Origin of the sequence: Saccharopolyspora hordei, assembly GCF_013410345.1 — a bacterium.
Taxonomy (GTDB): Bacteria; Actinomycetota; Actinomycetes; order Mycobacteriales; family Pseudonocardiaceae; genus Saccharopolyspora; species Saccharopolyspora hordei.
Genome location: NZ_JACCFJ010000001.1, coordinates 3970410 through 3994205, shown reverse-complemented (window position 1 = coordinate 3994205; position 23796 = coordinate 3970410). Strand labels below are relative to the sequence as shown.

Annotated in this window: 24 protein-coding genes; 19 read left to right on the top strand and 5 right to left on the bottom strand. The window is 73.6% G+C overall.

Annotated features, from left to right (window positions below):
- Positions 1–69: 69 nt before the first annotated feature.
- The 5 genes from HNR68_RS18370 (at position 70) to HNR68_RS18350 (ending at position 6033) form a co-directional block, all read left to right on the top strand.
- Positions 70–1380, top strand: coding sequence for an ABC transporter substrate-binding protein (locus tag HNR68_RS18370; protein WP_343050224.1), 1311 nt, complete (start codon positions 70–72; stop codon positions 1378–1380).
- Positions 1377–2312 carry a carbohydrate ABC transporter permease gene (locus HNR68_RS18365; protein WP_179722789.1) on the top strand — a complete coding sequence of 312 codons (936 nt, stop codon included), beginning with the start codon at positions 1377–1379 and terminating at the stop codon, positions 2310–2312. The genes HNR68_RS18370 and HNR68_RS18365 overlap by 4 nt, the downstream gene beginning before the upstream one ends.
- A complete protein-coding gene (locus tag HNR68_RS18360; RefSeq protein WP_179722787.1) occupies positions 2305–3144 on the top strand; it encodes a carbohydrate ABC transporter permease in 840 nt (279 codons plus the stop codon). Before HNR68_RS18365 ends, HNR68_RS18360 begins: the two co-directional genes overlap by 8 nt.
- A 147-nt stretch (positions 3145–3291) precedes the next feature.
- On the top strand, positions 3292–5235 hold the full coding sequence (locus HNR68_RS18355; protein ID WP_179722785.1) for a glycoside hydrolase 5 family protein: 1944 nt from the start codon (positions 3292–3294) through the stop codon (positions 5233–5235).
- A 60-nt stretch (positions 5236–5295) separates the two neighbouring features.
- Positions 5296–6033, top strand: coding sequence for a dienelactone hydrolase family protein (locus tag HNR68_RS18350; RefSeq protein ID WP_179722783.1), 738 nt, complete (start codon positions 5296–5298; stop codon positions 6031–6033).
- Between the two features lie 83 nt (positions 6034–6116).
- Here HNR68_RS18350 and HNR68_RS18345 read toward each other — a convergent pair whose 3' ends face one another.
- The gene (locus HNR68_RS18345; protein ID WP_343050223.1) at positions 6117–6521 is read right to left on the bottom strand and encodes a DUF5313 family protein; all 405 of its coding nucleotides are present in this window, start codon (positions 6519–6521) and stop codon (positions 6117–6119) included.
- Positions 6522–6626: 105 nt separating this feature from the next.
- Between HNR68_RS18345 and HNR68_RS18340 the strand changes: the two genes are divergently transcribed.
- Positions 6627–7109: a transcriptional regulator, SarA/Rot family gene (locus HNR68_RS18340; RefSeq protein WP_179725200.1), complete on the top strand. Its 483-nt coding sequence runs from the start codon at positions 6627–6629 to the stop codon at positions 7107–7109.
- Here the strand turns inward: HNR68_RS18340 and HNR68_RS18335 are convergent.
- The gene (locus HNR68_RS18335) at positions 7096–7302 is read right to left on the bottom strand and encodes a hypothetical protein (RefSeq protein ID WP_179722781.1); all 207 of its coding nucleotides are present in this window, start codon (positions 7300–7302) and stop codon (positions 7096–7098) included. The two genes, HNR68_RS18340 and HNR68_RS18335, sit on opposite strands and share 14 nt — an antisense overlap.
- Before the next feature lie 103 nt (positions 7303–7405).
- On the opposite strand from HNR68_RS18335, the gene HNR68_RS18330 reads away from it, so the two are divergent.
- A complete protein-coding gene (locus HNR68_RS18330; RefSeq protein ID WP_179722779.1) occupies positions 7406–8608 on the top strand; it encodes a dipeptidase in 1203 nt (400 codons plus the stop codon).
- A 139-nt stretch (positions 8609–8747) separates the two neighbouring features.
- A complete protein-coding gene (locus HNR68_RS18325; RefSeq protein WP_179722777.1) occupies positions 8748–9635 on the top strand; it encodes an oxygenase MpaB family protein in 888 nt (295 codons plus the stop codon).
- Between the two features lie 551 nt (positions 9636–10186).
- Here HNR68_RS18325 and HNR68_RS18320 read toward each other — a convergent pair.
- Both HNR68_RS18320 and HNR68_RS18315 read right to left on the bottom strand, forming a co-directional pair.
- Complete coding sequence (locus HNR68_RS18320; protein ID WP_179722775.1) at positions 10187–10480, bottom strand: hypothetical protein; 294 nt, start codon at positions 10478–10480, stop codon at positions 10187–10189.
- A gap of 234 nt (positions 10481–10714) precedes the next feature.
- Positions 10715–11020: an MFS transporter gene (locus tag HNR68_RS18315; protein ID WP_179722773.1), complete on the bottom strand. Its 306-nt coding sequence runs from the start codon at positions 11018–11020 to the stop codon at positions 10715–10717.
- On the opposite strand from HNR68_RS18315, the gene HNR68_RS18310 reads away from it, so the two are divergent.
- From HNR68_RS18310 to HNR68_RS18270, 9 genes are all read left to right on the top strand, one after another.
- Positions 11003–11383 carry a hypothetical protein gene (locus HNR68_RS18310; protein WP_179722771.1) on the top strand — a complete coding sequence of 127 codons (381 nt, stop codon included), beginning with the start codon at positions 11003–11005 and terminating at the stop codon, positions 11381–11383. The two genes, HNR68_RS18315 and HNR68_RS18310, sit on opposite strands and share 18 nt — an antisense overlap.
- Before the next feature lie 78 nt (positions 11384–11461).
- On the top strand, positions 11462–12415 hold the full coding sequence (locus HNR68_RS18305; protein ID WP_179722769.1) for a S1C family serine protease: 954 nt from the start codon (positions 11462–11464) through the stop codon (positions 12413–12415).
- A 25-nt stretch (positions 12416–12440) separates the two neighbouring features.
- Positions 12441–13595 carry a sensor histidine kinase gene (locus tag HNR68_RS18300; RefSeq protein WP_179722767.1) on the top strand — a complete coding sequence of 385 codons (1155 nt, stop codon included), beginning with the start codon at positions 12441–12443 and terminating at the stop codon, positions 13593–13595.
- The gene (locus tag HNR68_RS18295) at positions 13592–14257 is read left to right on the top strand and encodes a response regulator (protein ID WP_179722765.1); all 666 of its coding nucleotides are present in this window, start codon (positions 13592–13594) and stop codon (positions 14255–14257) included. Before HNR68_RS18300 ends, HNR68_RS18295 begins: the two co-directional genes overlap by 4 nt.
- 109 nt (positions 14258–14366) lie before the next feature.
- Positions 14367–15623 carry a cytochrome ubiquinol oxidase subunit I gene (locus HNR68_RS18290; protein WP_179722763.1) on the top strand — a complete coding sequence of 419 codons (1257 nt, stop codon included), beginning with the start codon at positions 14367–14369 and terminating at the stop codon, positions 15621–15623.
- Between the two features lie 10 nt (positions 15624–15633).
- A complete protein-coding gene (locus HNR68_RS18285; RefSeq protein ID WP_179722762.1) occupies positions 15634–16410 on the top strand; it encodes a cytochrome d ubiquinol oxidase subunit II in 777 nt (258 codons plus the stop codon).
- Entirely contained in the window at positions 16407–17996 is a 1590-nt protein-coding gene (gene cydD / locus HNR68_RS18280; RefSeq protein WP_218888347.1) for a thiol reductant ABC exporter subunit CydD, read from the top strand. The genes HNR68_RS18285 and cydD overlap by 4 nt, the downstream gene beginning before the upstream one ends.
- Complete coding sequence (cydC, locus tag HNR68_RS26900) at positions 17993–19768, top strand: thiol reductant ABC exporter subunit CydC (RefSeq protein ID WP_179722758.1); 1776 nt, start codon at positions 17993–17995, stop codon at positions 19766–19768. Before cydD ends, cydC begins: the two co-directional genes overlap by 4 nt.
- Entirely contained in the window at positions 19692–21029 is a 1338-nt protein-coding gene (locus tag HNR68_RS18270) for an amidase (RefSeq protein ID WP_179722756.1), read from the top strand. Before cydC ends, HNR68_RS18270 begins: the two co-directional genes overlap by 77 nt.
- A gap of 34 nt (positions 21030–21063) precedes the next feature.
- On the opposite strand, the gene HNR68_RS18265 is transcribed toward HNR68_RS18270, so the two are convergent.
- Positions 21064–22131 (bottom strand): tartrate dehydrogenase, encoded by a 1068-nt coding sequence (locus HNR68_RS18265; RefSeq protein WP_380574786.1) that lies wholly within the window; start codon positions 22129–22131, stop codon positions 21064–21066.
- Between the two features lie 124 nt (positions 22132–22255).
- On the opposite strand from HNR68_RS18265, the gene HNR68_RS18260 reads away from it, so the two are divergent.
- Together HNR68_RS18260 and HNR68_RS18255 are read left to right on the top strand one after the other, a co-directional pair.
- Positions 22256–23245 (top strand): PHP domain-containing protein, encoded by a 990-nt coding sequence (locus HNR68_RS18260; protein WP_179722752.1) that lies wholly within the window; start codon positions 22256–22258, stop codon positions 23243–23245.
- 58 nt (positions 23246–23303) lie between these two features.
- Entirely contained in the window at positions 23304–23795 is a 492-nt protein-coding gene (locus tag HNR68_RS18255) for a MarR family transcriptional regulator (protein WP_179722750.1), read from the top strand.
- The last annotated feature ends 1 nt before the right edge of the window (position 23796 follow it).

The window sequence follows — 23796 nt, the reverse complement described above, 5'->3', positions numbered from 1 at the left end:
AACCGGTTAAGTCCCTAGCTTGAGCGGCGGGTCCAACGACGGGCCCGAGAAGCACGAGGAGTCGTTTTCGTGGACAAACGCTCACTCGCGGCGGTGTCGTTGATCGCGACGCTGCTCACCGCCATGCTCACCGGATGCTCACGTCCGGCCGAGGACCCCCACCGCATCACGTACTGGGCCAGCAACCAGGGCAAGAGCGCGGAACAGGACCTGCGGATCCTCGGCGCGGAACTGGAGAAGTTCACCCAACGCACCGGGATCGAGGTCGACGTCGAGGTCATCGGCTGGTCCGACCTGCTCAACCGGATCCTCGGCGCGGCGACCTCGGGTGTGGCCCCGGACGTGGTCAACCTCGGCAACACCTGGGCCGCCTCGCTGCAGGCGACCGGCGCCTTCGTCGACTTCGACGACGCGATGATGGAACGCTTCGGCGGCCGGGACCGCTTCCTGGACAGCAGCATGAGCTCCACCGGGATGCCCGGCCGACCGCCGTCCTCGCTGCCGCTGTACGGGTTGTCCTACGGGCTGTTCTACGACAAGCAGCGGTTCGCCGAAGCCGGTGTCGAGCCCCCGCGGACCTGGCAGGAGTTCGTCGACGTCGCCAAGCGGTTGACCGACCCGGCGCGCGACCGCTGGGGACTGACGATCGCCGGGGCGAGCTACACCGAGAACGCGCACTTCGCGTTCATGTTCAGCCGCCAGCACGGCACCCACCTCATCGACGAGCACGGCACCGCCACGTTCACCTCGCCGGAGGCCGTGGCCGCGGTGCGGCAGTACATCGACCTGATGGGTGTGGACGGCGTGGTGAGTCCCGACGCCGCCGAGGAGGGCAACTCCTCCGGCGCCGCCGCCGACTTCACCAACGGCAAGGCGGCGATGCTGGTCGCGCAGAACAGCGTCATCCCGACGCTGGAGGAGAACGGCATGCCCGACGAGGCCTACGGCGTCGTCCCGCTGCCGGTGCCGGAGCCGTTGCCGCCCGGCGGCCGTGCGGTGCGCAGCCACGTCGCCGGGTCGAACATCGCGGTCTTCGCCGACAGCCCGCGCCGCGAGCAGGCCCTGGAGCTGGTGAAGTTCCTGACCAGCGCCGAGGAGCAGGCGATCCTCAACGACGCGTACGGCACGCTGCCGGTCGTCGAGGACGCCTACGGGCACCCCGCGTTCCACACGCCGAAGAACCAGGTGTTCCGCGACGTGCTGGCCACCGGGGCGGAGACGGTGCCCATGATCCCCAACGAAGCGCAGTTCGAGACCACCGTGGGCGCGGCGATGCGCGACCTGTTCGCCGAGGTCGCCACCGGTCGGCGGATCGGGGACGCGGACGTGCTCGAGGCGTTGGCGGACGCCGAGCTGAAGATGCGGGGGAGCGGCGGATGAGCACGACACCGACGAGCGCCGGCCGTCGCAGGTGGACGGTCAACAGCCGGAAGCTGCCGTACCTGCTGCTCGCTCCGGCGCTGTTCTTCGAACTGCTGGTGCACCTGGTCCCGATGCTCGGCGGGCTGTGGATGAGCCTGCTGGAGCTGACGCAGTTCCACCTGCGCACGTGGCTGCAGGCGCCGTTCGCCGGGCTGGACAACTACCGGTTCGCGATCGACTTCAACGGGGCGGTCGGCGCCGAGCTGCTGCGCTCCTTCCTGGTGACCTGCGCCTTCGCGGTGCTGACCGTGGCGCTGTCCTGGGCGCTGGGCATGTTCGCCGCCGTGCTGCTGCAACGGACCTTCCCGGGCCGGGCACTGCTGCGCGCGCTGTTCCTGGTGCCCTACGCGCTGCCGGTCTACACCGCGGTGCTGATCTGGAAGTTCATGCTGGACCGCAGTGACGGGATGGTGAACACCGTCCTCGACGACCTCGGTGTCGGCGGCGGCACGTTCTGGTTGCTGGGTGACAACGCGTTCCTCAGCCTGGTGGTCACCGCGGTGTGGCGGCTGTGGCCCTTCGCGTTCCTGGCGCTGATGGCCGGCATGCAGTCCATCCCGGCCGACGTGCACGAATCGGCCACAGTGGACGGGGCCGGGCCGTGGCAGCAGTTCCGCTCGATCACGTTGCCGATGCTGCGCCCGGTGAACCAGGTGCTGGTCCTGGTGCTGTTCCTGTGGACGTTCAACGACTTCAACGTGCCCTACCTGCTGTTCGACCAGTCGGTTCCGGGCGCGGCGAACCTGTTGTCCATCCACATCTACAACAGCTCGTTCCTCACCTGGAACTTCGGCCTGGGCTCGGCGATGTCCGCGTTGCTGCTGCTGTTCCTGCTGCTGGTCACCGCGGGGTACCTCGCGTTCACGTCGCGGAAGGTGAAGGATGTCTGAGCCGCGCTGGTTCCGGGTCCTGCGAGTGGTCGGGCTGACCGGCCTGGCGCTGTTCGTGCTGGTCCCGCTCTACGTCATGGTGACCTCGTCGATCAAACCGCTCGCCGCCGTCCAGGACCGGTTCGAGTGGTTCCCCGATGAGATCACCCTCCAGCCGTTCGTGGACATGTGGTCCACCGTGTCGCTGGCGACCTACTTCCGCAACAGCGTCGTGGTGGCCACCGGTGCGGCGGTGCTGTCCGTGGCGATCGCGGTGTTCGCCGCCTACGCGATCAGCCGGTACCGGTTCCGGGGACGCGACACCTTCCGGATCGTCGTGCTGTCCACCCAGATGTTCCCCGGCATCCTGTTCCTGCTGCCGCTGTACCTGCTCTACGCCACGATCGGGCAGGTGACCGGGATCGCGCTGCACGGCAGCCAGATCGGGCTGATCATCACCTACCTGACGTTCTCGCTGCCGTTCTCCATCTGGATGCTGGTCGGTTACTTCGACTCCATCCCGCGCGACCTCGACGAGGCGGCGCTCATCGACGGTGCGGGCCCGGTGCGCGCGCTGGTGCGGGTGGTGCTGCCCGCCGCCCGCCCCGGCATCGCGGCGGTGGCCATCTACTCGTTCATGACCGCGTGGGGGGAGACGCTGTTCGCCTCGATCATGACCGACTCGGGGTCGCGGACTCTCGCGGTCGGCCTGCGGGAGTACTCCACCCAGACGTCGGTGTACTGGAACGAGGTCATGGCCGCCTCCCTGGTGGTCAGCATCCCGGTGGTGATCGGCTTCCTGTTCATGCAGCGGTACCTGGCGCAGGGGCTCACCGCCGGTGCGGTGAAGTGACCGCTCCGGAGGACGTGCGCGACGTCCTGGCGCGAGGACCGCCCCGGCGTGGTGCAGTGGCGTGCACGGGGCGCGGAAACGGTGGCCCGGCCACCGGCACCCGTGCGCGGGCCGACCTGGAAACACTGGTGCGACGAGAGGAATCCGATGCGACGCAACTCGGCCAAGGTGCTGGTCGACGGGGAACCGCAGGTCTGGCTCGGGGCGAACTTCTGGTCCCGCACCGGCGGGCCGCTGATGTGGCGGAACTACTCCCCGCAGGTGGTGCGCGACGAGTTGCGGGTGCTGCACGACCACGGCCTGCGGCAGACCCGCTCGTTCTTCTACTGGCCCGACTTCATGCCCGAGCCGGACCGCGTCGACGAGGAGAAGGTCGAGCACTTCGCCGACTTCCTGGACGCGCACCACGAGGTCGGGATGACCTCCATCCCGACCTTCATCGTCGGCCACATGTCCGGGGACAACTGGGACCCGGCTTGGCGCGACGGCCGCGACCTCTACGCCGACGTGTGGCTGGTGTCCCGGCAGGCCTGGTTCGTGCAGCGCATGACCGAGCGGTTCGCCGCGCACCCGGCGGTCGCCGGCTGGCTGATCAGCAACGAGATGCCGATCTACGGCCGGCTGCGGCACGAGCCGAAGGCTCCGACCGAGCAGGTCACCGCCTGGGCGCAGCTCATGGTGCAGGCGGTGCGCGCCGGCGGCGGGCACCAGCCGGTGTCGCTGGGCGACGGTGCCTGGGGCATCGAGGTCACCGGCTCCGACAACGGCTTCTCCGTGCGCGACACCGGCGCCCTGGTGGACTTCGTCGGACCGCACGTGTACCGGATCGACAGCGACCCGGTGCGCCAGCACCTCAAGGCGGCGTTCCTCTGCGAGCTGTCCGCCGTGGCGGGCAAACCGGTGGTGCTGGAGGAGTTCGGGCTGTCCAGCGACCAGGTCTCGCCCGAGAACGCCGCGCACTACTACCGGCAGACCCTGAACAACTCGCTGCTGGCCGGGGCCACCGGGTGGATCGCCTGGAACAACACCGACTACGACGACCTGATCGCCCAGGGCCCGTACTCGCACCACCCGTTCGAGATGCACTTCGGCATCACCGACAGCGCCGGGAACCCCAAGCCCCCGCTGCACGAGCTCGACGAGTTCGCCCGCACGCTGTCCGCGGTGGACTTCGCCCGCTGCGAGCGGCCCGACGCGCAGGCGGCGCTGGTGGTGACCGAGTACCTGGAGCGGGGCTACCCGTTCAGCCAGGACGACGACCGCCCGCTCATCTTCACCTCCCTGGAGCAGGCGCACGTGGCGGCGCGCGAGGCGGACCTGCCCGTCGGCTTCACCCGGGAACGTGACGGCGTCGACCCCGACTGCTCGCTCTACCTGCTGCCCTGCGTCAAGCAGATCCAGGGGCCCACCTGGCAGCGGCTGCGCGAGCGGGTCGCGGACGGCGCGGTGCTGTACCTGTCCTACACCGCGGGCGAGGTCGACCACCACCGGCAGCCGTGGATCCCGTACCTCGACGAGACGTTCGGGGTGGAGAAGCAGATCACCTACGGCGTGGTCGACCAGGTGGTGGACGAGGTCGTGGAGATGACCTTCGCCGCGGACTTCGGTGACATCGCCGCCGGCGAGGTGCTGCGCTTCCCGGTCGCCGGCAACGAGCACAGCCGCTCCTACCTGCCGGTGCGACCGCGCGGTGCCGAGGTCGTGGCCACCGACGCGCACGGGCGCCCGGCCCTGCTCCGGTACCCGACCGGCAAGGGGGAGGCGGTCCTGTGCACCTACCCGATCGAGCACTTCGCGGCCCGCACCGCGCGGGTCAACCCGGAGGACACCCACCGCCTGTACTCGGCGCTGGCCCGCATCGCCGGGATCGACCGGCTGGTCACCGTCGACGACCCGCGGGTGTTCGCCGACGCGCTGGTGCACGAGGACGGGCGCACCTTCGCCTGGCTGGTCAGCCAGCACGACCACGAGGTCACGGTCACCCCCACCGCGCCGGGGCGTGCGGTGCACGACCTGCACACCGGCGAGGAGCTCGCCGAGGTGGTGCTGCCCGCCTACGGCGTGCGCGTGGTCGAGCTGCGCACGAGCTGAGCCGGGTTGGGGCATGGGGCATGCTGGTCGGGTCGTGATCACCCGACGCGGAGGTAGTCCATGCCCACCACCCCGGTCAAGCTCACCGCACGCAGCAGCGCCCTCGGTGGTTCCCGCGAACTGATCGGTCACCTCGCGGTCCCCGAGGGCTCCGGGCCGTGGCCCGGCGTCGTGGTCGTCCACGAGGCCTTCGGGGTGGACGAGGTCATGCTGCGCCAGGCCGAACGCCTCGCCGAGGCGGGGTACCTGGCACTGCTGCCCGACCTCTACACCGACGGTGGTGCGCGGCGCTGCTTGGTGCCCACCATGCGCGCCGCGCTGTCCGGTCGCGGGCGCGCCTACGCCGACCTGGAAGCCGCGCGGGGCGCGCTGGTGGACCGGCCCGACTGCACCGGCAAGGTCGGGCTCATCGGGTTCTGCATGGGCGGCGCGTTCGCCCTGGTCGCCGCCGGGATGGGCAGGTTTGACGCGGCCTCGGCCAACTACGGGCAGTTGCCGAAGGACATCGACCGCGCGCTGGCCGAGGCCTGCCCGGTCGTGGGCAGCTACGGTGGCCGCGACCGCATGCTCACGGGAGCCGCGGCGAAGCTCGAAGCGGCGCTGGAGCGGGCGGGCGTGCCGCACGACGTCAAGGAGTACCCGGAAGCGGGGCACTCGTTCCTCAACGACGCGGAGACCGGACCGCGGGTGCTGCGGCCGCTGGCCCGGATCGCCGGCATGGGGCCGCACCCGGAGGCCGCGGCCGACGCCTGGCGGCGGATCGAGGCGTTCTTCGCCGAGCACCTGGCGACGTCCTAGCCCGGCTCGGCCGGACGGCTGAGGTCCGCGCCCGGGTCCTGCCGCGCCCTGGAGGGCGCACCACGGCGCAGGCCCCGGGGCGGTCAGCTCTCCCCGGAGTCGCGGTAGATCTCCTCGTAGCGGGAGGCCGCGGCGGCGCGCTGCTCGGCCTTGGCCTCCTCCCGCGTGGCCTTGCCCGCGCCGATCGGGTAGCCGTGCTTGTGGAGCCGGTACTCGGTGGTGTGCTCCATGTAGGAGATCGAGTACCAGACGCCCAGGATGTACCCGCCGAGCACCGCCATGCCGCGGATCCACAGCGGCCCGGGCAGCAGCAGGAACAGCAGGCCGGGGGAGAGCTGCACCAGCGTGCGGCTGACGTGCCGCAGCGCCCAGGTCCGGCAGGTGACGTCGTGCAGCACCCACTCGCGGTACCGCTCGGGGAGCCGCCCGCCGAAGGCGTACCAGATCCACTGCAGCGGGTTCGGGCGCGGTGGCGTGGTGCCGGTCACAGCAACCTCACCTTTCTCTCGGGGCGCGTCGTCGACCGCCGCACAACACTTAGTACCCTAATTGTTAACGCCTGTACTTCGCTGTCGAGGAGGTGGGTGGTCCTGGTGGGAGCGGTGGACCTGGGAGAGGACCCGCTGGCCCTCGACCGCCAGGTGTGCTTCGCGCTGTCGGTGGCGTCGCGGAACGTCATCGCCCTCTACCGGCCGTTGCTCGCGCCGATGGGGCTGACCCACCCCCAGTACCTGGTGATGCTCGCGCTGTGGGAGCGGTCGCCGCGGTCGGTGAAGGACCTGTGCGCGACCCTGCACGCCGAGGCGGCGACGCTGTCCCCGCTGCTCAAGCGGCTGGAGGCGATCGGCTACGTGGTGCGCCCGCGCAGCCGCACCGACGAGCGCCAACTGGCCGTCGACCTGACCGACGCCGGGCGCGCGCTGCGCGCGGAGGCCGAGAAGATCCCCTACCGGGTGGTCGAGCTGCTGGGCATGGAGCTGGCCGACCTGGAGCGGTTGAACACCGCCCTCGGCCAGGTCATCGCGGCGACGAAGAGGGCACTGGACGGGCCGGGCGCGTCCGCTACGACCGGTTGATCTCGTCGGACTCCTGGGTCTCGGACAGGCGGGCGATGTGCTGGTCGATGAGCTCGTCCAGTTCGGCCAGGCGCGCGCGCAGCGCCTCGGCGCCCCGTCGGGAGGCGCCCGGCAGCTGCGCTGCCAGGTGGCCGTACTCGGCGAGCACGCTGGGCAGGTCGCTGCCGACCTGCTGCCTGGGGATGTCGTCCATTCTCCGATGGTGCGGCCGGTGGCCGGATTCGTCGATTCGATCAGCGCCTGACGTGGCCGGATATGCTCGGACAGGTGCTGATCTCGCCGATTGGGGTGTTCTGATGACCGACGCGGCCGCCGTGGAACGGGCCCGGAAGCTGCTCGCCGAGAACCCGGTGCTCGACGGGCACAACGACCTGCCGTGGGCGCTGCGGGAGAAGGTCGGCTACGACCTGGAGCGCTGCGACATCGCGCAGGACCAGAGCGCGCGGTTGCACACCGACCTGGCCCGGTTGCGCGCCGGCGGGGTCGGCGGCCAGTTCTGGTCGGTGTACGTCTCGACCGAGCACCAGGGGGACGACGCGGTCAGCGCCACCCTCGAGCAGGTCGACTGCGTGCACACCCTCATCGCGCGCTACCCGGACGAGCTGCAGCTCGCGCGCACCGCCGACGAGGTGGAGGCGGCCCGGGCGAACGGCCGGATCGCTTCGCTGCTGGGGGCGGAGGGCGGTCACTCGATCAACTGCTCGCTGGCGACGCTGCGCGCGCTGCACCGGCTGGGTGTCCGGTACCTGACGCTCACCCACAACGACAACGTGCCGTGGGCGGACTCGGCGACCGACGAGCCGGCCGCGGACGGCCTGACCGCCTTCGGGGTCGAGGTGGTGCGCGAGATGAACCGGATGGGCATGCTGGTGGACCTGTCGCACGTGGCGCCGAGCACGATGCGCGACGCGCTGCGGGCCACCCGCGCCCCGGTGATCTTCTCGCACTCCTCCGCGCGGGCGGTCTGCGACCACCCGCGCAACGTCCCGGACGACGTGCTGGCCGCGCTGCCCGCCAACGGCGGGGTGGCGATGGCGACCTTCGTGCCCAAGTTCGTCCTGCCGGAGGCGGTCGAGTGGGCGCGCGGGGCCGAGGCGGCGCTCCGCGACCGCGGCTTCGACCCGCTGTCCAGCGCGCCGGAGGCGAAAGCGGTGCTGCAGGCCCACGAGGAGGCACACCCGAGGCCGACCGCGACGGTGGCGACGGTGGCGGACCACCTCGACCACATGCGCGAGGTCGCGGGCATCGACCACATCGGCATCGGGGGCGACTTCGACGGCGTCGCCTTCACCCCGGAGGGGCTGGAGGACGTCGCGGGCTACCCGAACCTGGTCGCCGAGCTGCTGGACCGCGGCTGGTCGGAGACCGACCTGGCCAAGCTGACCTGGCGCAACGCGGTCCGGGTGCTCCGGGACGCGGAGGCCGTGGCCCGCGACCTGCAGCGCACCGAGAGCCCGTCGATCGCCACGATCGAACAGTTGGACGGGCCGGCGAGGTGACACCCGGGTCGGCCGGTGGGGCGCGTGCCGACCAGGTGTTCCACCGCCGACACGGTCTGTCGGTCCGCTGGTCGATCCCCCCGGTGGTGTAGGCCCTGTCCATGGCACCGGGTCCCCGCTGCCCGAGACGAGGTGAGCGATGAGGCGTTTCGACCGCTTGGCGCGGATCCTCGCCCTGGACGCGGAGCGGGGCTGCGAGGAGATCTACCGGCTGCTCGCCGAGCACGAGTTCCCCTGGGACATCACGAAGGCGCTGGAGTTCGCGCTCTTCCGCACCTACGCGGTGCCGAGCATCGGTCGCCTGCTGGACCGGACCGGCGAGTTCGCCGAACGCCCGCAGAAGCGCTACGACGACACCGTGGTGATCTTGTACGAGATCTTCCACTGGGGGACCGGCAGCGAGCGGGGCCGGGAGGCGCTGGACCAGCTCAACGCCATCCACGGCCGGTACCGGATCAGCAACGACGACCACCTCTACACCCTGTCGACGTTCGTGGTGACGCCGGTGCGGTGGATCGAGCGGTTCGGCTGGCGCCGGTTGCACCCGCACGAGGTCGCGGCGCTGACGAACACCATGCGCCGCATGGGAGCGGGGATGCGGTTCTCCGGCATCCCCGAGACCTACGCCGAGTTCGAGCGGTTCCTCGACGACTACGAGCGCGAGCGCTTCGCCTTCGACCCGGGTGGTCGCCGCGTCGCCGACGCCACGCTGGAGCTGTTCGGCAGCTGGTACCCGTCGCTGCTGTCGTCGGCCGTGGTCCGGGCCGCGCGGTTCCTGATGGAGCCGCACCTGCTGGCCGCCTTCGGGTTCCCGCAGGTCTCCGACCTCGGGCGGAAGGTCGCCGAGGCCGCGCTCAAGCTGCGGGCCCAGCTGGTCCGGGTCGGTCCGGTCCGACCCGGTTCCCGGCCCGCCGTGCCGGAGCCGAGGAGCTACCCCGACGGTTACCGGATCGCCGAGCTCGGCCCGGAGTCCTTCCACCGGTCCCGGGCCCGGCGGCAGGCCCGGGGCTGCCCGGCCGCGACCTGAGCGACCGGTCGCGCCCAGCGGGGCGGTCGCGGAGCCGTGTCCACTGTGGAGTTGTCAAGGTGCGTCACGTGTCGGGTCGCGGTGCGGGGCCGTCTGGGGGGCGTCGGCCCTGCCTGGTGGGGCGCGCGGATCACGGTGGTCGTGGCAGCCCCGTGCCTGCGTCGGTGCGCCGGCGACCGGGCGGTCCGCTCCGCGGTCCGGTGCAGGGTGGGCTCGGGGCGTGACGCCGGTGGAGGTCGCCGTGCTCGGTCGGGTAGCGGAGGCGGTGTTCGTGCGTGGCGGTGGTCGTCGATCCCATGCCACACATCTTCCCAGCGCTCGAACAAGATTTCGAGCGAACATCGGTCGCACGATCCGGTGATCAATGCGGGCGCGAACGCGAAAACCCTTCTACAGCAGTGGATCCGCTGACGTGCTCGCACCGCTGCGGAGCTCCGTGAGCGTCCACTGTCGACGACGGGCCACCGGCCGAGCGGCTACACGCCGCCGGCACCGGCTCGCCGGTCGGGGGAGGGCAGCGTCTTCGGCAGTCCCGGTCGGCGCAACGCCCTTCAGAGGGCCGCGGCGAACAGGGACAGCGCGGCTGCCGCCAGCAGCGCGACGGGGAAGCCCCGCCGCGTGGTGAGCACCGCGGCCACCCCGCTGACCGCCTTCGCGCTGTAGACCAGCCCGTGCACCTCGACGCTCTGCTCACCGAAGTACGCGCGGGCCAACGCCGCGAACAGCGGGTAGAAGGCACCGCCACCGACCCCCGCCACGGCGGCCCCGAGGAACAGCAGCGCGGGGGAACCATGCCCGACCGCGACCAGCAGCACGACCTGCCCGACCGCCTGGACCGCCACCACCCACCGCAGCGTGCCCGGCCCGCTCCGTTGGTGGCGAGGAAGACCACCGCGGCCGGCGCGCCCGCGAACAGCGCGAGGAACGCGGCGTCGAACAGCGACACGGTCGCGGCGCACGACAAGCACGTGGCCATCACCAGCGTGGGCGTGCGCAGCGCCCTCGAGCACCGAGAACTCCCGCGCGGCGGGCGGGTCCGGCCGGGTCAGCGCCCACCGGCGCGGGGCCACGTGCGCCGGTCACCAGTGCTGCGGCGGGTCGGCCAGCAGCAGACCGCACCCGAGCACCGCCGCGCACAGCACCACCGCGAAGACGTCCAACGCGACGAGGTCCACCGGAGCGACGAGCAGCGCCAGCACCAGCGGCGCGGAACCGTAGGCGAAGGCGCCGGTGAGGAAGCCGATCCGCGCCGCGGCGCGCTCCGGGAACCACGTGCCCGTGGTCGAGGTGCACGCGGCGTAGACCAGCCGGGCGCCGGTCCCGCCCAGCACCGCGTAGCCGACGAGCAGGCCGGGTGCGGCAGGTGCGTGCGCCAGGCACAGCACCCCGCTCGCTTCCCCCGCAGCTGGCCACCGGCGCCCGCCGTGCTCGCCGCGCTCGCGGTCGCCGTGCTGTCCGCCTCGGCCACGCGGGGCACGACCGGCTCCCCGTCGCTGTCCCTGCTGGCGGGCGTGCTCGCGCTGGTCGGTGTCCGCCACGTGTTCGGGCTGCTGCCCGACCTGCTCGCCCGCGTGCCGGACGCCTCGGTCGGGCTGGCCGTGGTGCTGGTGTTCCTCGGCGTGCGGTCGGTGCTGGCCGGGCCGGCCGGAGCCGGACCGGTGCACGACCCGCAGGTCGTGGTGCTGGCGCTCGGCGTGCTCGCGGCGGTGGCCGTGCTGGGCACCGTCACCGCCGTGCGCCGGCCGTGAGCTACGCCCAGGGCGAACGCCAGGAATCCCGCGTCGTGCCGCGACGTTCGAGCAGGCACGCGACGCTGGGAGGCTGTGATGGTCGAGGACCCGCACGACCCGTTCGACGCCCTGGACGGTTACTCGCGCACCGTCGCCCAGGTCGCCCGCACGCTCACGCCCAGCGTGGCGAGCCTGCAGACGACGGGGGAGCGGGGCGAGGGGACCGGTTCGGCGGTGGTGTTCACCGACGACGGGTACCTGCTCACCAACGCGCACGTCGTCGGCCGCTCCGACGGCGGCACCGCGCGCTTCGCCGACGGCTCCGACGCGCCGTTCGCCGTGGTCGGCGCCGACCCGCTGTCCGACCTGGCGGTGGTGCGCACGGTGGGGGAGACGCCGCCCCCGGTGCGGCTCGGCGACAGCGACCGGTTGGTGGTCGGCCAGCTCGTGGTCGCGGTCGGCACCCCGCTCGGCTTGGCCGGGTCGGTCACCGCGGGCGTGGTCAGCGGGCTCGGCCGGTCGTTGCCCGCGCGCAGCGGACAGGCCGCCCGGATCATCGAGGACGTCATCCAGACCGACGCGGCGCTCAACCCCGGCAACTCCGGGGGCGCGTTGGCCGACGCGCGCGGCGTGGTGGTGGGGATCAACACCGCGGTCGCCGGGGTGGGGCTCGGGCTGGCGATCCCGATCAACGCCACCACCCGCCGCATCATCGCGACGCTCGTCCGCGACGGCCGGGTCCGCCGCGCCTACCTGGGCCTGGTGACCACCCCGGCGCCGCTGCCCGACGACCTGGTCGAGCGCACCGGGCAGCAGACCGGGCTGCGCGTGGTGGACGTGGTCCGCGGGAGTCCGGCCGCGCGCGCCGGCCTGCACCGCGGCGACCTGGTGCTCACCGCGGGCGGCACCCCGGTGCGCGACGCCCAGGGGCTGCAGCGGCTGATGTTCGCCGAGGCCATCGGCCGCCCGCTGCAGATCACGGTGACCCGCAACGGGGCGCTGGTGGACGTGATCACCGAGCCCGAGGAGCTGCTGGACAGCCCGCGCTGATCCGGTGCCGCCTATCCTCGGCGGCATGACGGTTCTGCGGCGGTTGCCCAGCGCTGCGGTCGACGTGGCGCTGGCCGTGCTGGTCGCGGCCGCGGTGCTGCTGTCGGTGCTGCTCAGCTCCGCGGTCGAGCAGCACGCCCTGCGCCCGTTCGACGTGCTGGTGGTCCTCGGCACCTGCGCGGTGCTGGTGCTGCGCCGGCGGTTCCCGGTTCCCGTCGCGCTGCTGGCGCTGCTGGGCTGCGCCGTCTACTACCCGCTCAGCGCGGCGGACGGTCCGCTGCTGCTGGCGTTCGCAGTGGCGCTGTGCACGGTGGCGGCCGAGGGGCGCACGGCCGTCGCGGTGCTGCTCGCGGTGGTGGCGATGCTGCTCGTCGGCTACGGCGAGGTCGGCAGCGGGCAGCGGCACCTGGACGACACCTCGCTCTACCTGTTCGCCGGCTGGCTGGTCGCGGCGGTGGCCATCGGCGGTCTCGTGCGCAACCGGCGCGCCTACCTGAACGAGGCGGAGCAACGGATGCGGGCGGTGGCGCGGGAGAAGGAGGAGGAAGCGCGCTCGCGCGCCGGGGAGGAGCGGCTGCGCATCGCGCGGGAGCTGCACGACGTGCTCGGCCACCACCTCTCGCTCATCAACGTGCAGGCCGGTGCCGCGCTGCACCGGATCGACGCCGACCCCGCGCAGGCCCGCTCGGCGCTGAGCTCCATCAAGCAGGCCAGCAAGGAAGCGCTGCAGGACCTGCGCGCCACCATCGGCGTGCTGCGCCAGGTCGACGAGGCGGCACCCACCGCCCCCGCGCCGGGGCTGGCCCGGGTCGACGACCTCGTCGCGCAGGCCCGCGCCACCGGGCTGGCGGTGCACGTCCAGACCGACGGCGAGGCCCGGCCGCTGCCGCCGGAGGTGGACCTCGCCGGGTACCGGATCGTGCAGGAGGCGCTGACCAACGTGACCCGGCACGCCGGGGCGCGCACCGCGTGCGTGCGCATCAGCTACACCGGCCACGATGTGGGGGTGCAGATCGACGACGACGGGACCGGCGCGCCGGGGCGCGAAGCCGGTCGGGGCAACGGGATCCGCGGCATGGAGGAGCGCGCTCGGGCGCTGGGCGGCGAGTTCTCCGCCGGCCCGCGGGAGAGCGGCGGCTTCCAGGTGCGGGCCCGCCTGCCGCTGCGGGAGGTGCCGTGATCCGGGTGCTGCTGGCCGACGACCAGACGCTGGTGCGCGCTGGGTTCCGGTCCATCTTGGAGGGTGAGGACGACGTCGAGGTGGTGGGGGAGGCCGCCGACGGCGCGGAGGCGGTGCACCGCGCCGCCGCGCTGCAGCCGGACGTCGTGCTCATGGACATCCGGATGCCGGAGCTGGACGGGCTGGAGGCGACCCGGCGGATCTGCGGCGACCCGGGGTTGTCCGCGGTCAAGGTCGTCATCCTGACCACCTTCGACGTGGACGACCACGTCTACGCGGCGCTGCGCGCCGGGGCGAGCGGGTTCCTGGTCAAGGACACCGAGCCGACCGAGCTGATCCACGCGGTCCGGGTGGTGGCGCGCGGGGACGCGCTGCTGGCGCCGTCGATCACCCGGCGGCTCATCGCGGAGTTCGCCGCGCGCAGCGACCGGCCGGAGCCCAGCCCGCGGCTGGCCGCGCTCACCGACCGCGAGCGCGAGGTGCTGGTGCTGGTGGCGCACGGTCTGTCCAACCACGAGATCGCCCAGCGGCTGGTGCTCAGCCCGGCGACGGCCAAGACCCACGTCAGCCGGATCATGACCAAGCTCGGCGTGCGCGACCGGGCGCAACTGGTGGTGCTGGCCTACGAGTCCGCGCTGATCACCCCGGGCTGGATGGCGTGACCGCGACTGCGGGTGTAGGGGAGCGCCCCTAGGGGACGACCGCCGGGGTACGCGAAGTGCCCACCGCAGCCCGACGACCGCCGCGCCCCGCGGCGCCAGGCTGGTGGGCATGGATCCGGACACCCTCGAGTTGGCGCGCCTGCAGTTCGCGCTGACCGCCGGTGGTCACTTCCTGTTCGTCGCCCTCACCATCGGGCTCGCGACGTTGGTCGCCTGCGTGCAGACCGCGGCGACGCTGACCGGGAACCCGGTGCACGAGCGGATGACCCGGTTCTGGGGCCAGCTCTACGTGATCAACTACGCGGTGGGCATCGTCACCGGGCTGGTGATGGAGTTCCAGTTCGGGCTGGCGTGGAGCGGGCTGATGCACGCCGCCGGGAACGTCATCGGCGCGTCGCTGGCGATGGAGGCGCTGGTCGCGTTCGTCGTCGAGGCGACGTTCCTGGGACTGTGGATCTTCGGCTGGGGACGGCTGAACCGCTGGGTGCACCTGGGGCTGATCTGGGTCGTCGTGCTCACCGCCTACGCCTCGGCGTACTGGATCCTGGTGTCCAACGGGTTCCTGCAGCACCCGGTGGGTTTCGAGCGGTCCGGCGGGCAGCTGCGGCTCACCGACGCCTGGGCGGTGCTGACCAACCCCACCGCGACGACCGCGTTCTGGCACGTCCTGGGCGGATCCCTGGTCACCGCGGGGGTCTTCGTGGCGGGCGTCAGCGCGCTGCACCTGTTCCGCCGGACCCCCGAGGTGAAGCTGTTCACCGCGTCGCTGCGCCTCGGCGTGCTCACCGCGCTGCCCGCGCTGTTCGTGACGGTGGTGGCCGGCGGGATCCAGTTCAGCCAGCTCCAGCCGATGAAGGCGGCGGTCTTCGGCCAGGACGACGCCGAGGTCGCCGCGTTGCAGGCGGCGCAGACGGCCCGCTTCGGGCCCGGTGACTACGTGCCCCCGGACGCCTGGACCCGCGGGGGCGCGATCGTGATGCTGCTGGCCTTCGCGCTGCTGCTCTACCTGCTGCTCCCGAGCGCGCTGCTGGCGCTGATCACCCCGGTGGTGCGGCGTTTCCGGTTGTGGCACCTGGTGTTGGTGGCCGCGGTGCCGCTGCCCTACGTCGCGATGCTCGCAGGATGGGTGTTCCGCGAGATGGGCCGCCAGCCGTGGGTGATCGACGGGGTGCTGCGCGTCGAGGACGCGGTCTCCGACGTGTCGGCGGCCGCCATGCGCACCTCCCTGCTGGTCTTCACCGTCCTCTTCGGACTGTTGCTGGTGGTGAACTGGTGGCTGCTGCTCCGCCAGGCGCTCCGCGGGCCAGGTGCCGTCGCGCTGGGCCGGATGCCCGAGGAGACCCGTCCGCTGTCCCCCACCTTCTGAGGAGCGAGTCGTGGAACTGCTGGCGATCGCGGTGCTGGGCGTGTTCGCCCTCGGCTACTTCCTGCTGGGCGGAGCCGACATCGGCGTGGGCATGCTGCTGCCCGCACTGGGACGCGACGCCCACCAGCGCCACCTGGTGGTCACCTCCATCGCGCCGTTCTTCCTCGGCAACGAGGTGTGGCTGGTGGCCACCGCGGCGTTCCTGGTCGGTGCGTTCCCCGAGCTGGAAGGCCGGTTGCTGACCGGACTGCTGCCCGCCGTGGTGGCGCTGCTGGCCTCCTGGGTGGTGCGCGACATGGGCCTGTGGCTGCGCGGGCGGGCGGAGGCGCGCGCCTGGTGGGCGGTGTGCGACGCGGCGACCACCGCGGGCAGCTGGGGCGTGGCGTTGAGCTGGGGCTGGATGTTCGCCGGGCTGCTCGCGGGCCAGGTCGACGCGGTGGCCACGGGTCCGGGAGCGCTGCCGGCCGCGGCCGCGGTGGCGACGCTGTTCGCCGTGCACGGCCTCGCCTTCGCCCGGCTCCGGCTGGCCGGGACGCTGCACCAGCGCGCGGCCGCGCTGTTCGGGCGCTTCGGCGAGTGGCCGGGGCTGGCGCTCACCTCCGGTGCGATGGCGTTGTTGTGCCTGGCCGTCGGGTTCCAGCTGCCGCTGCGCGAGCACGCCGCCGACCCGGGCACGCTCGGTCTGCTGCTGCCCGCGGCGCTGGTGCTCACCCCGGTCCTGGTCGCCGCCCAGGCCTGCGTGTGGTGGGTCTTCCGGGCACGCGCGGAAGGGCCGCTGTACCTGTGAACCGGCGGCTGCTGAGCAGGGTTCCGCGGCGAGCCCGGGCCGCGCTCGCGGTGCTCGCGCTGGTGCGGGCCGGGCTGGTGGTCGTGCAGGCGGACCTGCTCGCCCGCGCCATCGCGCTGCTCGACGCCCGGCCCCTGCCGTGGCTCGCCGGTGCGGTGCTGCTGCGGGCGGGCGCCGCGTGGTGCAGCGAGGCGGTCGCGCACCGCGCGGCGGCGGACGTCGCGGCGGACCTGCGCAGCGCGCTGTTCGCCCGCGCGGCGGCACAGCGGTCGAGCGGGGCGTTCAGCACGCTGGTGACCAAGGGCGTCGACGCCCTGGTGCCGGCGATCACCGGGGTCGTGCCGCAGGTGGCGCTCGCGGTGCTGGTGCCGCCGGTCGTGCTCGTGCGGTTGGGGCTGGCCGACTGGCCGTCGGCGCTGGTCGTCGTGCTGACCGCTCCGCTCGTCCCGTTGTTCGGGGCGCTGATCGGGATGCGGACCCGGGAGGTGACCGCGCGGCAGTGGGCGCACCTGCAGCGGCTCGGCGGGCACTTCCGGGACGTGCTGGCGGGGTTGAGCACGCTCCGCGTGTTCGGCCGCGTCGAGCACCAGGAAGCGGTGATCGGGCGGATGGCCGACGAGCACCGGTCGGCGACGATGCGGGCGCTGCGGGTGGCCTTCCTGTCCGGCTTCGCGCTGGAGCTGGTGTCGTCGCTGGTGGTCGCGCTGGTCGCGGTGCCGGTGGGACTGCGCCTGCTGGCCGGCGGGATGGACCTGACCACGGCGCTGGTGGTGCTGCTGCTGACGCCGGAGGCGCTGCTGCCGCTGCGGGCGCTGGGCACCCGGTTCCACGCCGCCGCCGAGGGGATGGCGGCCGCCGAGCAGGTCTTCGAGGTCCTGGACGTCCCGGCCCCCGGGACGGGCGGGAGGCGGCGGGCCCGCGCGGGCGAGCTCCGCTTCGACGACGTCACCGTGCACTTCCCGGGCCAGGAGGAGCCGGTGCTGGACCGCGTGTCCTTCGTGGTCCGCCCGGGGGAACGGGTCGCGCTGGTGGGCCCCAGCGGTGCGGGCAAGTCCACGGTCCTGCACCTGCTGCTCGGGTTCGTCGAGCCGACGTCCGGCCGGGTGCTCGTCGACGGCGTCGACCTGCGGGAGGTGGACCTCGAGGACTGGCGCCGCCAGGTCGCGTGGGTGCCGCAGCACCCGCACCTGTTCGCCGGGACGATCGCGGACAACGTCCGCCTCGGCGCGGCCGGGGCGTCCACGATCGACGTCCGGCGCGCGGCCCGCGCGGCGCACGCCGCGGAGTTCATCGAGCAGCGCCCCGGCGGCTACCAGGCCCGGCTCGGCGACCGCGGTGCCGGGCTCTCCGCCGGGCAGCGGCAACGCGTCGCGCTCGCCCGCGCCTACCTCAAGGACGCACCGGTCGTGCTGCTCGACGAGCCGACGGCGCGGCTGGACCTGCACTCCGAAGCGGCGTTGACCGCCTCGGCCGCCGAGGTGCTGCGCGGGCGGACCGCCATCGTGGTCGCGCACCGACCGGCGCTGCTGCGGGCGGTGGACCGCGTCGTCGGACTGCGCAGCGGTTCCGTGGAGGTGGCGGCATGAGCGCCACGGGCGGCGGGACGCGGAGGCTGCTGGCGCTGTTCCGCTGGCCCCGGCTGCTGGCCGCGGTGTCCGCCGGGGTGCTGGCCGAGCTGTGCGCGGTGGGGCTCATGGCGCTGGCGGCCTGGCTCCTCACCCGCGCAGCGGACCAGCCCGCGCTGTCGGCGTTGAGCCTCGCCATCGTCGGTGTGCGCGCGTGCGCGCTGGCCCGCGGCGCGTTCCGCTACCTGGAGCGCTTGGCCGGGCACGACGCCGCGCTGCGGGTGGTGGCGGAGCTGCGGCCGGTGGTGTTCCGGGCGAGGTCGGGACGACCGGCGCTGCGCGACGGAGACGCCTTGTCCCGCTTGGTCTCCGACGTCGACAGCGTGCAGGAGCTGCTGCTGCGCGGGCTGTTCCCGGCCGCGATCGCGCTCGTCGTCGCCACCGCGTCGACCCTCGCCTGCGCCGCGGTGGTCCCGGCCGCCGGGCCGGTGCTGGCCGGGGGCCTGCTGGCCGCCGCGGTGGTGCTGCCGGCGTGCGCAGCCCTGACCCACCGCCGGGACCGGACCGCGGCCGACCGGGCCGACCTGGCCGTCGCCGCCGCCGAGCTCGTGGACGGCGCCCGGGAACTCGCCGCGTTCGGCGCGCTCCCCGCCGCGGTGGCGCGCGCCGAGCAGCACGCGGCACGGCTGCGGCGCAGCGACGACGCCTCCGCCCGCACCGCCCGTGCGCTGCTGGCGTGCGGCATCGCGGTGCAGGGCCTCACCGCCGCGGCGGTGACGTGGTCGGCGCTGCGCGCCGGGGAGGCGCAGACGGGCGCTGCGGTGGCGGGCTTCCTCGCGCTCGCGGCGTTCGAGGCGGTCCTGCCGCTGACCGACGCCGCGCGCCGCTGGACCGAGCAGCTGCCGGCGCTGCGCCGGGTCACCGAGCTGCTGGCCGCCCCGGTCCCCGCGCCGCCGCGCGCGGGCTCCGACGTCCTCGCGCTCCACGACGTCTCGGTGCGCTACGACCGGCCGGCGCTCGACGGCGTCGACCTGACCGTCGAGCCGGGCCGGGCGGTCGCCGTCGTCGGTGCCAGCGGAGCGGGCAAGAGCACCCTGCTCGACGTGCTGGCCGGCCTCGTGACTCCCACCGCGGGGCGCGTGGACCGACCGGAGACCCGCGCGGTGACGCAGGACGCGCACGTCTTCAGCGCCACCGTCCGCGACAACCTGCTGCTGGCCGCGCCTGACGCCGACGAGGCACGCCTGGAGCGGGCCCTCGAGCAGGCCGGGCTGCTGGACTGGGTCCGCCGCCAGCCCGCGGGCCTCGACACCGCCGTCGGCGCCGCCGGCCGGCCCCTCTCCGGCGGCCAGCGGCAACGGCTGGTGCTGGCGCGGGCGCTGCTGGCCGACCCGGACGTGCTGCTGCTCGACGAGCCGACCGAAGCGCTGGAGCCCCGGCTGGCCGACGAGGTCCTCACCCGCGTCCTGCGCGCCCGGGCCGGGCGGACCACGCTCGTGGTGACCCACCGCCTGGCCTGCCTCCCGCGGTTCGACGAGGTCGTGGTGCTGGACGAGGGCCGGATCGTGCAGCGCGGACCGCACCGCGCGCTCGTCGCGACGCCGGGACCGTTCCGGGACCTGTGGGAGGCGGAAGCGTTGACGGATCCCGCGGTGCGAGCCCAGGATGATCGCACAGCCGCGCCGCGGCGATCACCGGGAGAGGGGTGCGCGAACGTTGACCCGGCACAGCCCCGCGGGGTTCTTCCACGACCGCACGACGACCGAACTCGCACAGCGACTGCGCGCCGGTGAGACCAGCGCCGTCGCGCTCACCCGAGCCGCGTTGAGCGCCGTCGAGGAGTTCGACGCCGGGCTGAACGCCTTCACCGCGGTCGACCGCGACGGCGCGCTGCAGGCGGCGGAGAAGGCCGACGCCGAGCTGGCGGGAGGGACGGACCGCGGGCCGCTGCACGGGATCCCGGTCGCGGTCAAGGACATCATCGACGTCGCCGGGCTGCCCTGCGAGATGGGCTCGGCGCACTTCGCCGGCCACGTGTCCACTTCGGACGCCGAGTGCGTGCGGCGGCTGCGCGCCGGCGGCGCGGTGCTGGTCGGCAAGACCACCACGCACGAGTTCGCCTTCGGCCCCACCGGGGACAGCGCGCACCGCGGTCCGTCCCGCAACCCGCACGACCCCACGCGGATCACCGGTGGGTCCAGCGGCGGCAGCGGTGCGGCGGTCGCGGCCGGCATGGTGCCGCTGGCGCTGGGCACCGACACCGGGGGCTCGGTGCGCATCCCGGCGGCGCTGTGCGGCGTGGTGGGGTTCAAACCGGCCTTCGGCGCGGTCCCGACCGACGGGGTGTTCCCGCTGTCGCAGTCGCTGGACCACGTCGGGGTGCTCGCCCGCAGCGCGCAGGACTGCCGCGCCGCCTACCGCGTGCTGGCCGGGCTGGACCCCGAGCCCAGCGGCGAGACCGGGGAGACCGCGACCGTCGGGTGGGTGGCGCCGGAGTCGCTGCACCCGACGGACCCGGAGCTCACCCGGACCGCCCGCGCCGCCCTGGAGGTCGACGGGCTCGCCGTCCGCGACATCGCCCTGCGGGACCCGAAGGACGTGCACCGGGGTTTCCTCGGCATCCAGTTCAGCGAGGCCTACGCCAACCACGCCGAGCGCGTCGCGGAGCACCCGGAGCGGTACACCGACGACGTCCTGGAGCGGCTGCGCGAGGCCGGGCGGACCGCCGGGTGGCAGCACGTGCGCGCGCTGGCCGCCCGCGACCGGTGGCGGCGCGAGGTCCACGAGCTGCTGTCCGAGGTCGACCTGCTGGCCATGCCGACCACCTGCGTCGTCGCCACCGAACTCGGCCGGCGCGAGGTCACCGTGGCCGGGACCGACGCCAACGTCCGCGGCGCGCTCATCGCGCTGACCAAACCGTGGAACCTCGCGGGCGTTCCCGCCGTGTCCGTGCCCGCGGGACACCTCGGCGGGCTGCCGGTCGGCCTCCAGCTCATCGGCCGACCCGGCCGGGAGGACCTCCTGCTGGCCGTCGCCGACCGGATCGTCGGCTGAGCGGGGGCGCGGCGGTCACCGCGCCCCCGCCGCCTCAGCCCTTGACCGCGTCGGCGATCGCCCCGCCCAGGTCCGCGGTGGTCGCCCGGCCACCGAGGTCCGGGGTGCGCGGCGCCGACGGGTCGGCGAGCACCCGCTCGATCGCGCCGACCACGTCCGCACCCGCCTCCGCGAGCCCGAGGTGGTCCAGCATCATCGCCGCCGACCAGATCTGGCCGATCGGGTTGGCGATGCCGCGCCCGGCGATGTCCGGCGCCGACCCGTGCACCGGCTCGAACGTCGACGGGCACTCGCGCTCGGGGTTGATGTTGCCCGACGGCGCCACCCCGATCGTGCCGGTCACGCCCGGGCCCAGGTCGGAGAGGATGTCGCCGAAGAGGTTGCTGGCCACCACCACGTCGAAGCGCTCCGGGGACATCACGAACCGGGCGCACAGGATGTCGATGTGGTCCTGGTCGACGGTGACGTCCGGGTACTCGGCGGCGATCGCGGCGAACCGCTCGTCCCAGTACGGCATCGAGTGGTAGATGCCGTTGGACTTGGTCGCCGAGGTCACGTGCGGCTTGCCCAGCTTGCGGGCCAGCTCGAAGGCGTAGCGCATGATCCGGTCGGTGCCGCGCCGGGTGAAGGCCGCGGTCTGCAGCACCATCTCCGTCGGGGTGCCCTCGCCCTGCCTGCCGCCCAGCTGGGAGTACTCGCCCTCGGTGTTCTCCCGGACCACCCAGAAGTCGATGTCGCCCGGCTGCTTGTCCCGCACCGGGGGCGTCACGCCCGGCAGCAGCCGCACCGGGCGGAGGTTGACGTACTGGTCGAACTCGCGCCGGATGGGCAGCAGCAGCCCCCACAGCGAGATGTGGTCGGGCACGCCGGGCCAGCCCACCGCGCCGAGCAGGATCGCGTCGTGGTCGCGCAACCGCGCCAGCCCGTCGGCGGGCATCATCGCCCCGGTGCGCTTGTAGGTCTCGCAGCTCCAGTCGAAGTGCCGGTACTCGAACCGCACGCCGTGCTTCGCGCCGACCACGTCGAGCACGCGCAACGCCTCGGGCATGACCTCGTTGCCGATCCCGTCACCGGGCAGCACCGCGAGTTCGTACTGCTGCACTCTCCACCTCATCCTTCGGGGTCGCGTTCCCGCTGGCCATCTAACGCCCTGCCCCGGGCCGCGGCCAAGGCCCGGGTGACGATCGCGGTGGCGCCGCGGGCCCGCAGCGACTACGAAGGACCCCGTGGATGCGGCACGGGCGCTGCGCGAGATCGCCTTCTGGCTGGAGCGGGCCGGTGCGCCGACCTACCGGGTCCGGGCGTTCCGGCGGGCCGCCGCGGTCGTCGACGAGCTGCCCGACCTCGACGAACGGGTGCGCGCGGGGCGGCTGACCGAGCTGGACGGCATCGGGAGGACCACCGCGGCCGTCATCGACGCCGCGCACCGGGGCCGCACTCCCGAGTACCTGGCCCGGCTCCGCTCCGAAGCGGACGTCCCGGAGCACGGTGCGCAGCTGCGGGCCGCGCTGCGCGGCGACTGCCACACCCACTCGGACTGGTCCGACGGCGGCAGCCCGGTCGTCGAGATGGCCACCACCGCCCGCGACCTCGGCCACGAGTGGGTGGCGCTCACCGACCACTCGCCACGGCTGAAGGTGGCCCGCGGCCTGTCAGCGCAGCGCCTGCGCGAGCAGCTGGAGGTCGTCGCCGAGCTCAACCGGCGGCTCGCGCCGTTCCGCGTGCTCACCGGCATCGAGGTCGACATCCTCGCGGACGGCTCGCTGGACCAGGAGGAGGAGCTGCTGGCGCAGCTCGACGTGGTGGTGGCCAGCGCGCACTCCGAGCTGCGGATGCCCGCCGCGCAGATGACCCGCCGGCTGTGCGCGGCGGTGGCCAACCCGCACGTGGACGTGCTCGGGCACTGCACCGGCCGGCTGATCGGGGCGAAGAAGCGCCCGCAGTCGACGTTCGACGCGACCGCGGTCTTCCAGGCGTGCCGGGACCACGGCGTCGCCGTCGAGATCAACTCGCGGCCGGACCGGCTGGACCCGCCGCGCGAGCTGATCCGCCTGGCCCGCGACACCGGCTGCCTGTTCAGCATCGACTCCGACGCGCACGCTCCCGGCCAGCTGGACTGGCTGGCGCACGGCTGCGCCCGCGCCGAGGAGTGCGGGGTGACGCCGGAGCAGGTGGTCAACACCCGCACCGCCGAGGAGCTGCTGGCCCGCCGGTGACGGCGGCCTGATCAGCCAAGGTGACTGAAGCTTCAAGCAACGGGCGTATGCTGGGGCGGTGACCGAACCCCGATGGCTCAGCGACGAGGAGCAGTGCGCCTGGCGCAAGTTCGCCGCGCTGCTGACGGTCGTCCCCGCCGCGCTCGACGCGCAGCTGCAGCGGGACGCCGGGCTGACCCACTTCGGCTACTGGGTGCTGGCGATGCTCTCCGAGGACCCCGACCGCGCGCTGCGGATGAGCGACCTGGCCGCGCGGGCCAACGCCTCGCCGTCGCGGGTCTCGCACGTGGTGGCCCGGCTGGAGGAGCAGGGCTGGGTGCGCAGGCAGCGGGCCAGCAGCGACGGCCGGGGCAACGTCGCCGAGCTCACCGACGCCGGGTACGAGAAGGTGGTGCGCAGCGCCCCGGGCCACGTGGCGAAGGTCCGCGACCTGGTCTTCGACGGGCTCACCCCGGACCAGGTGCGCCAGCTCGACGAGCTCTGCACCGCGATGCTGGCGCACCTCGACCCCGAGGGCACGCTCACCACCGCCCCGCCCCGCCGGCAGTGAG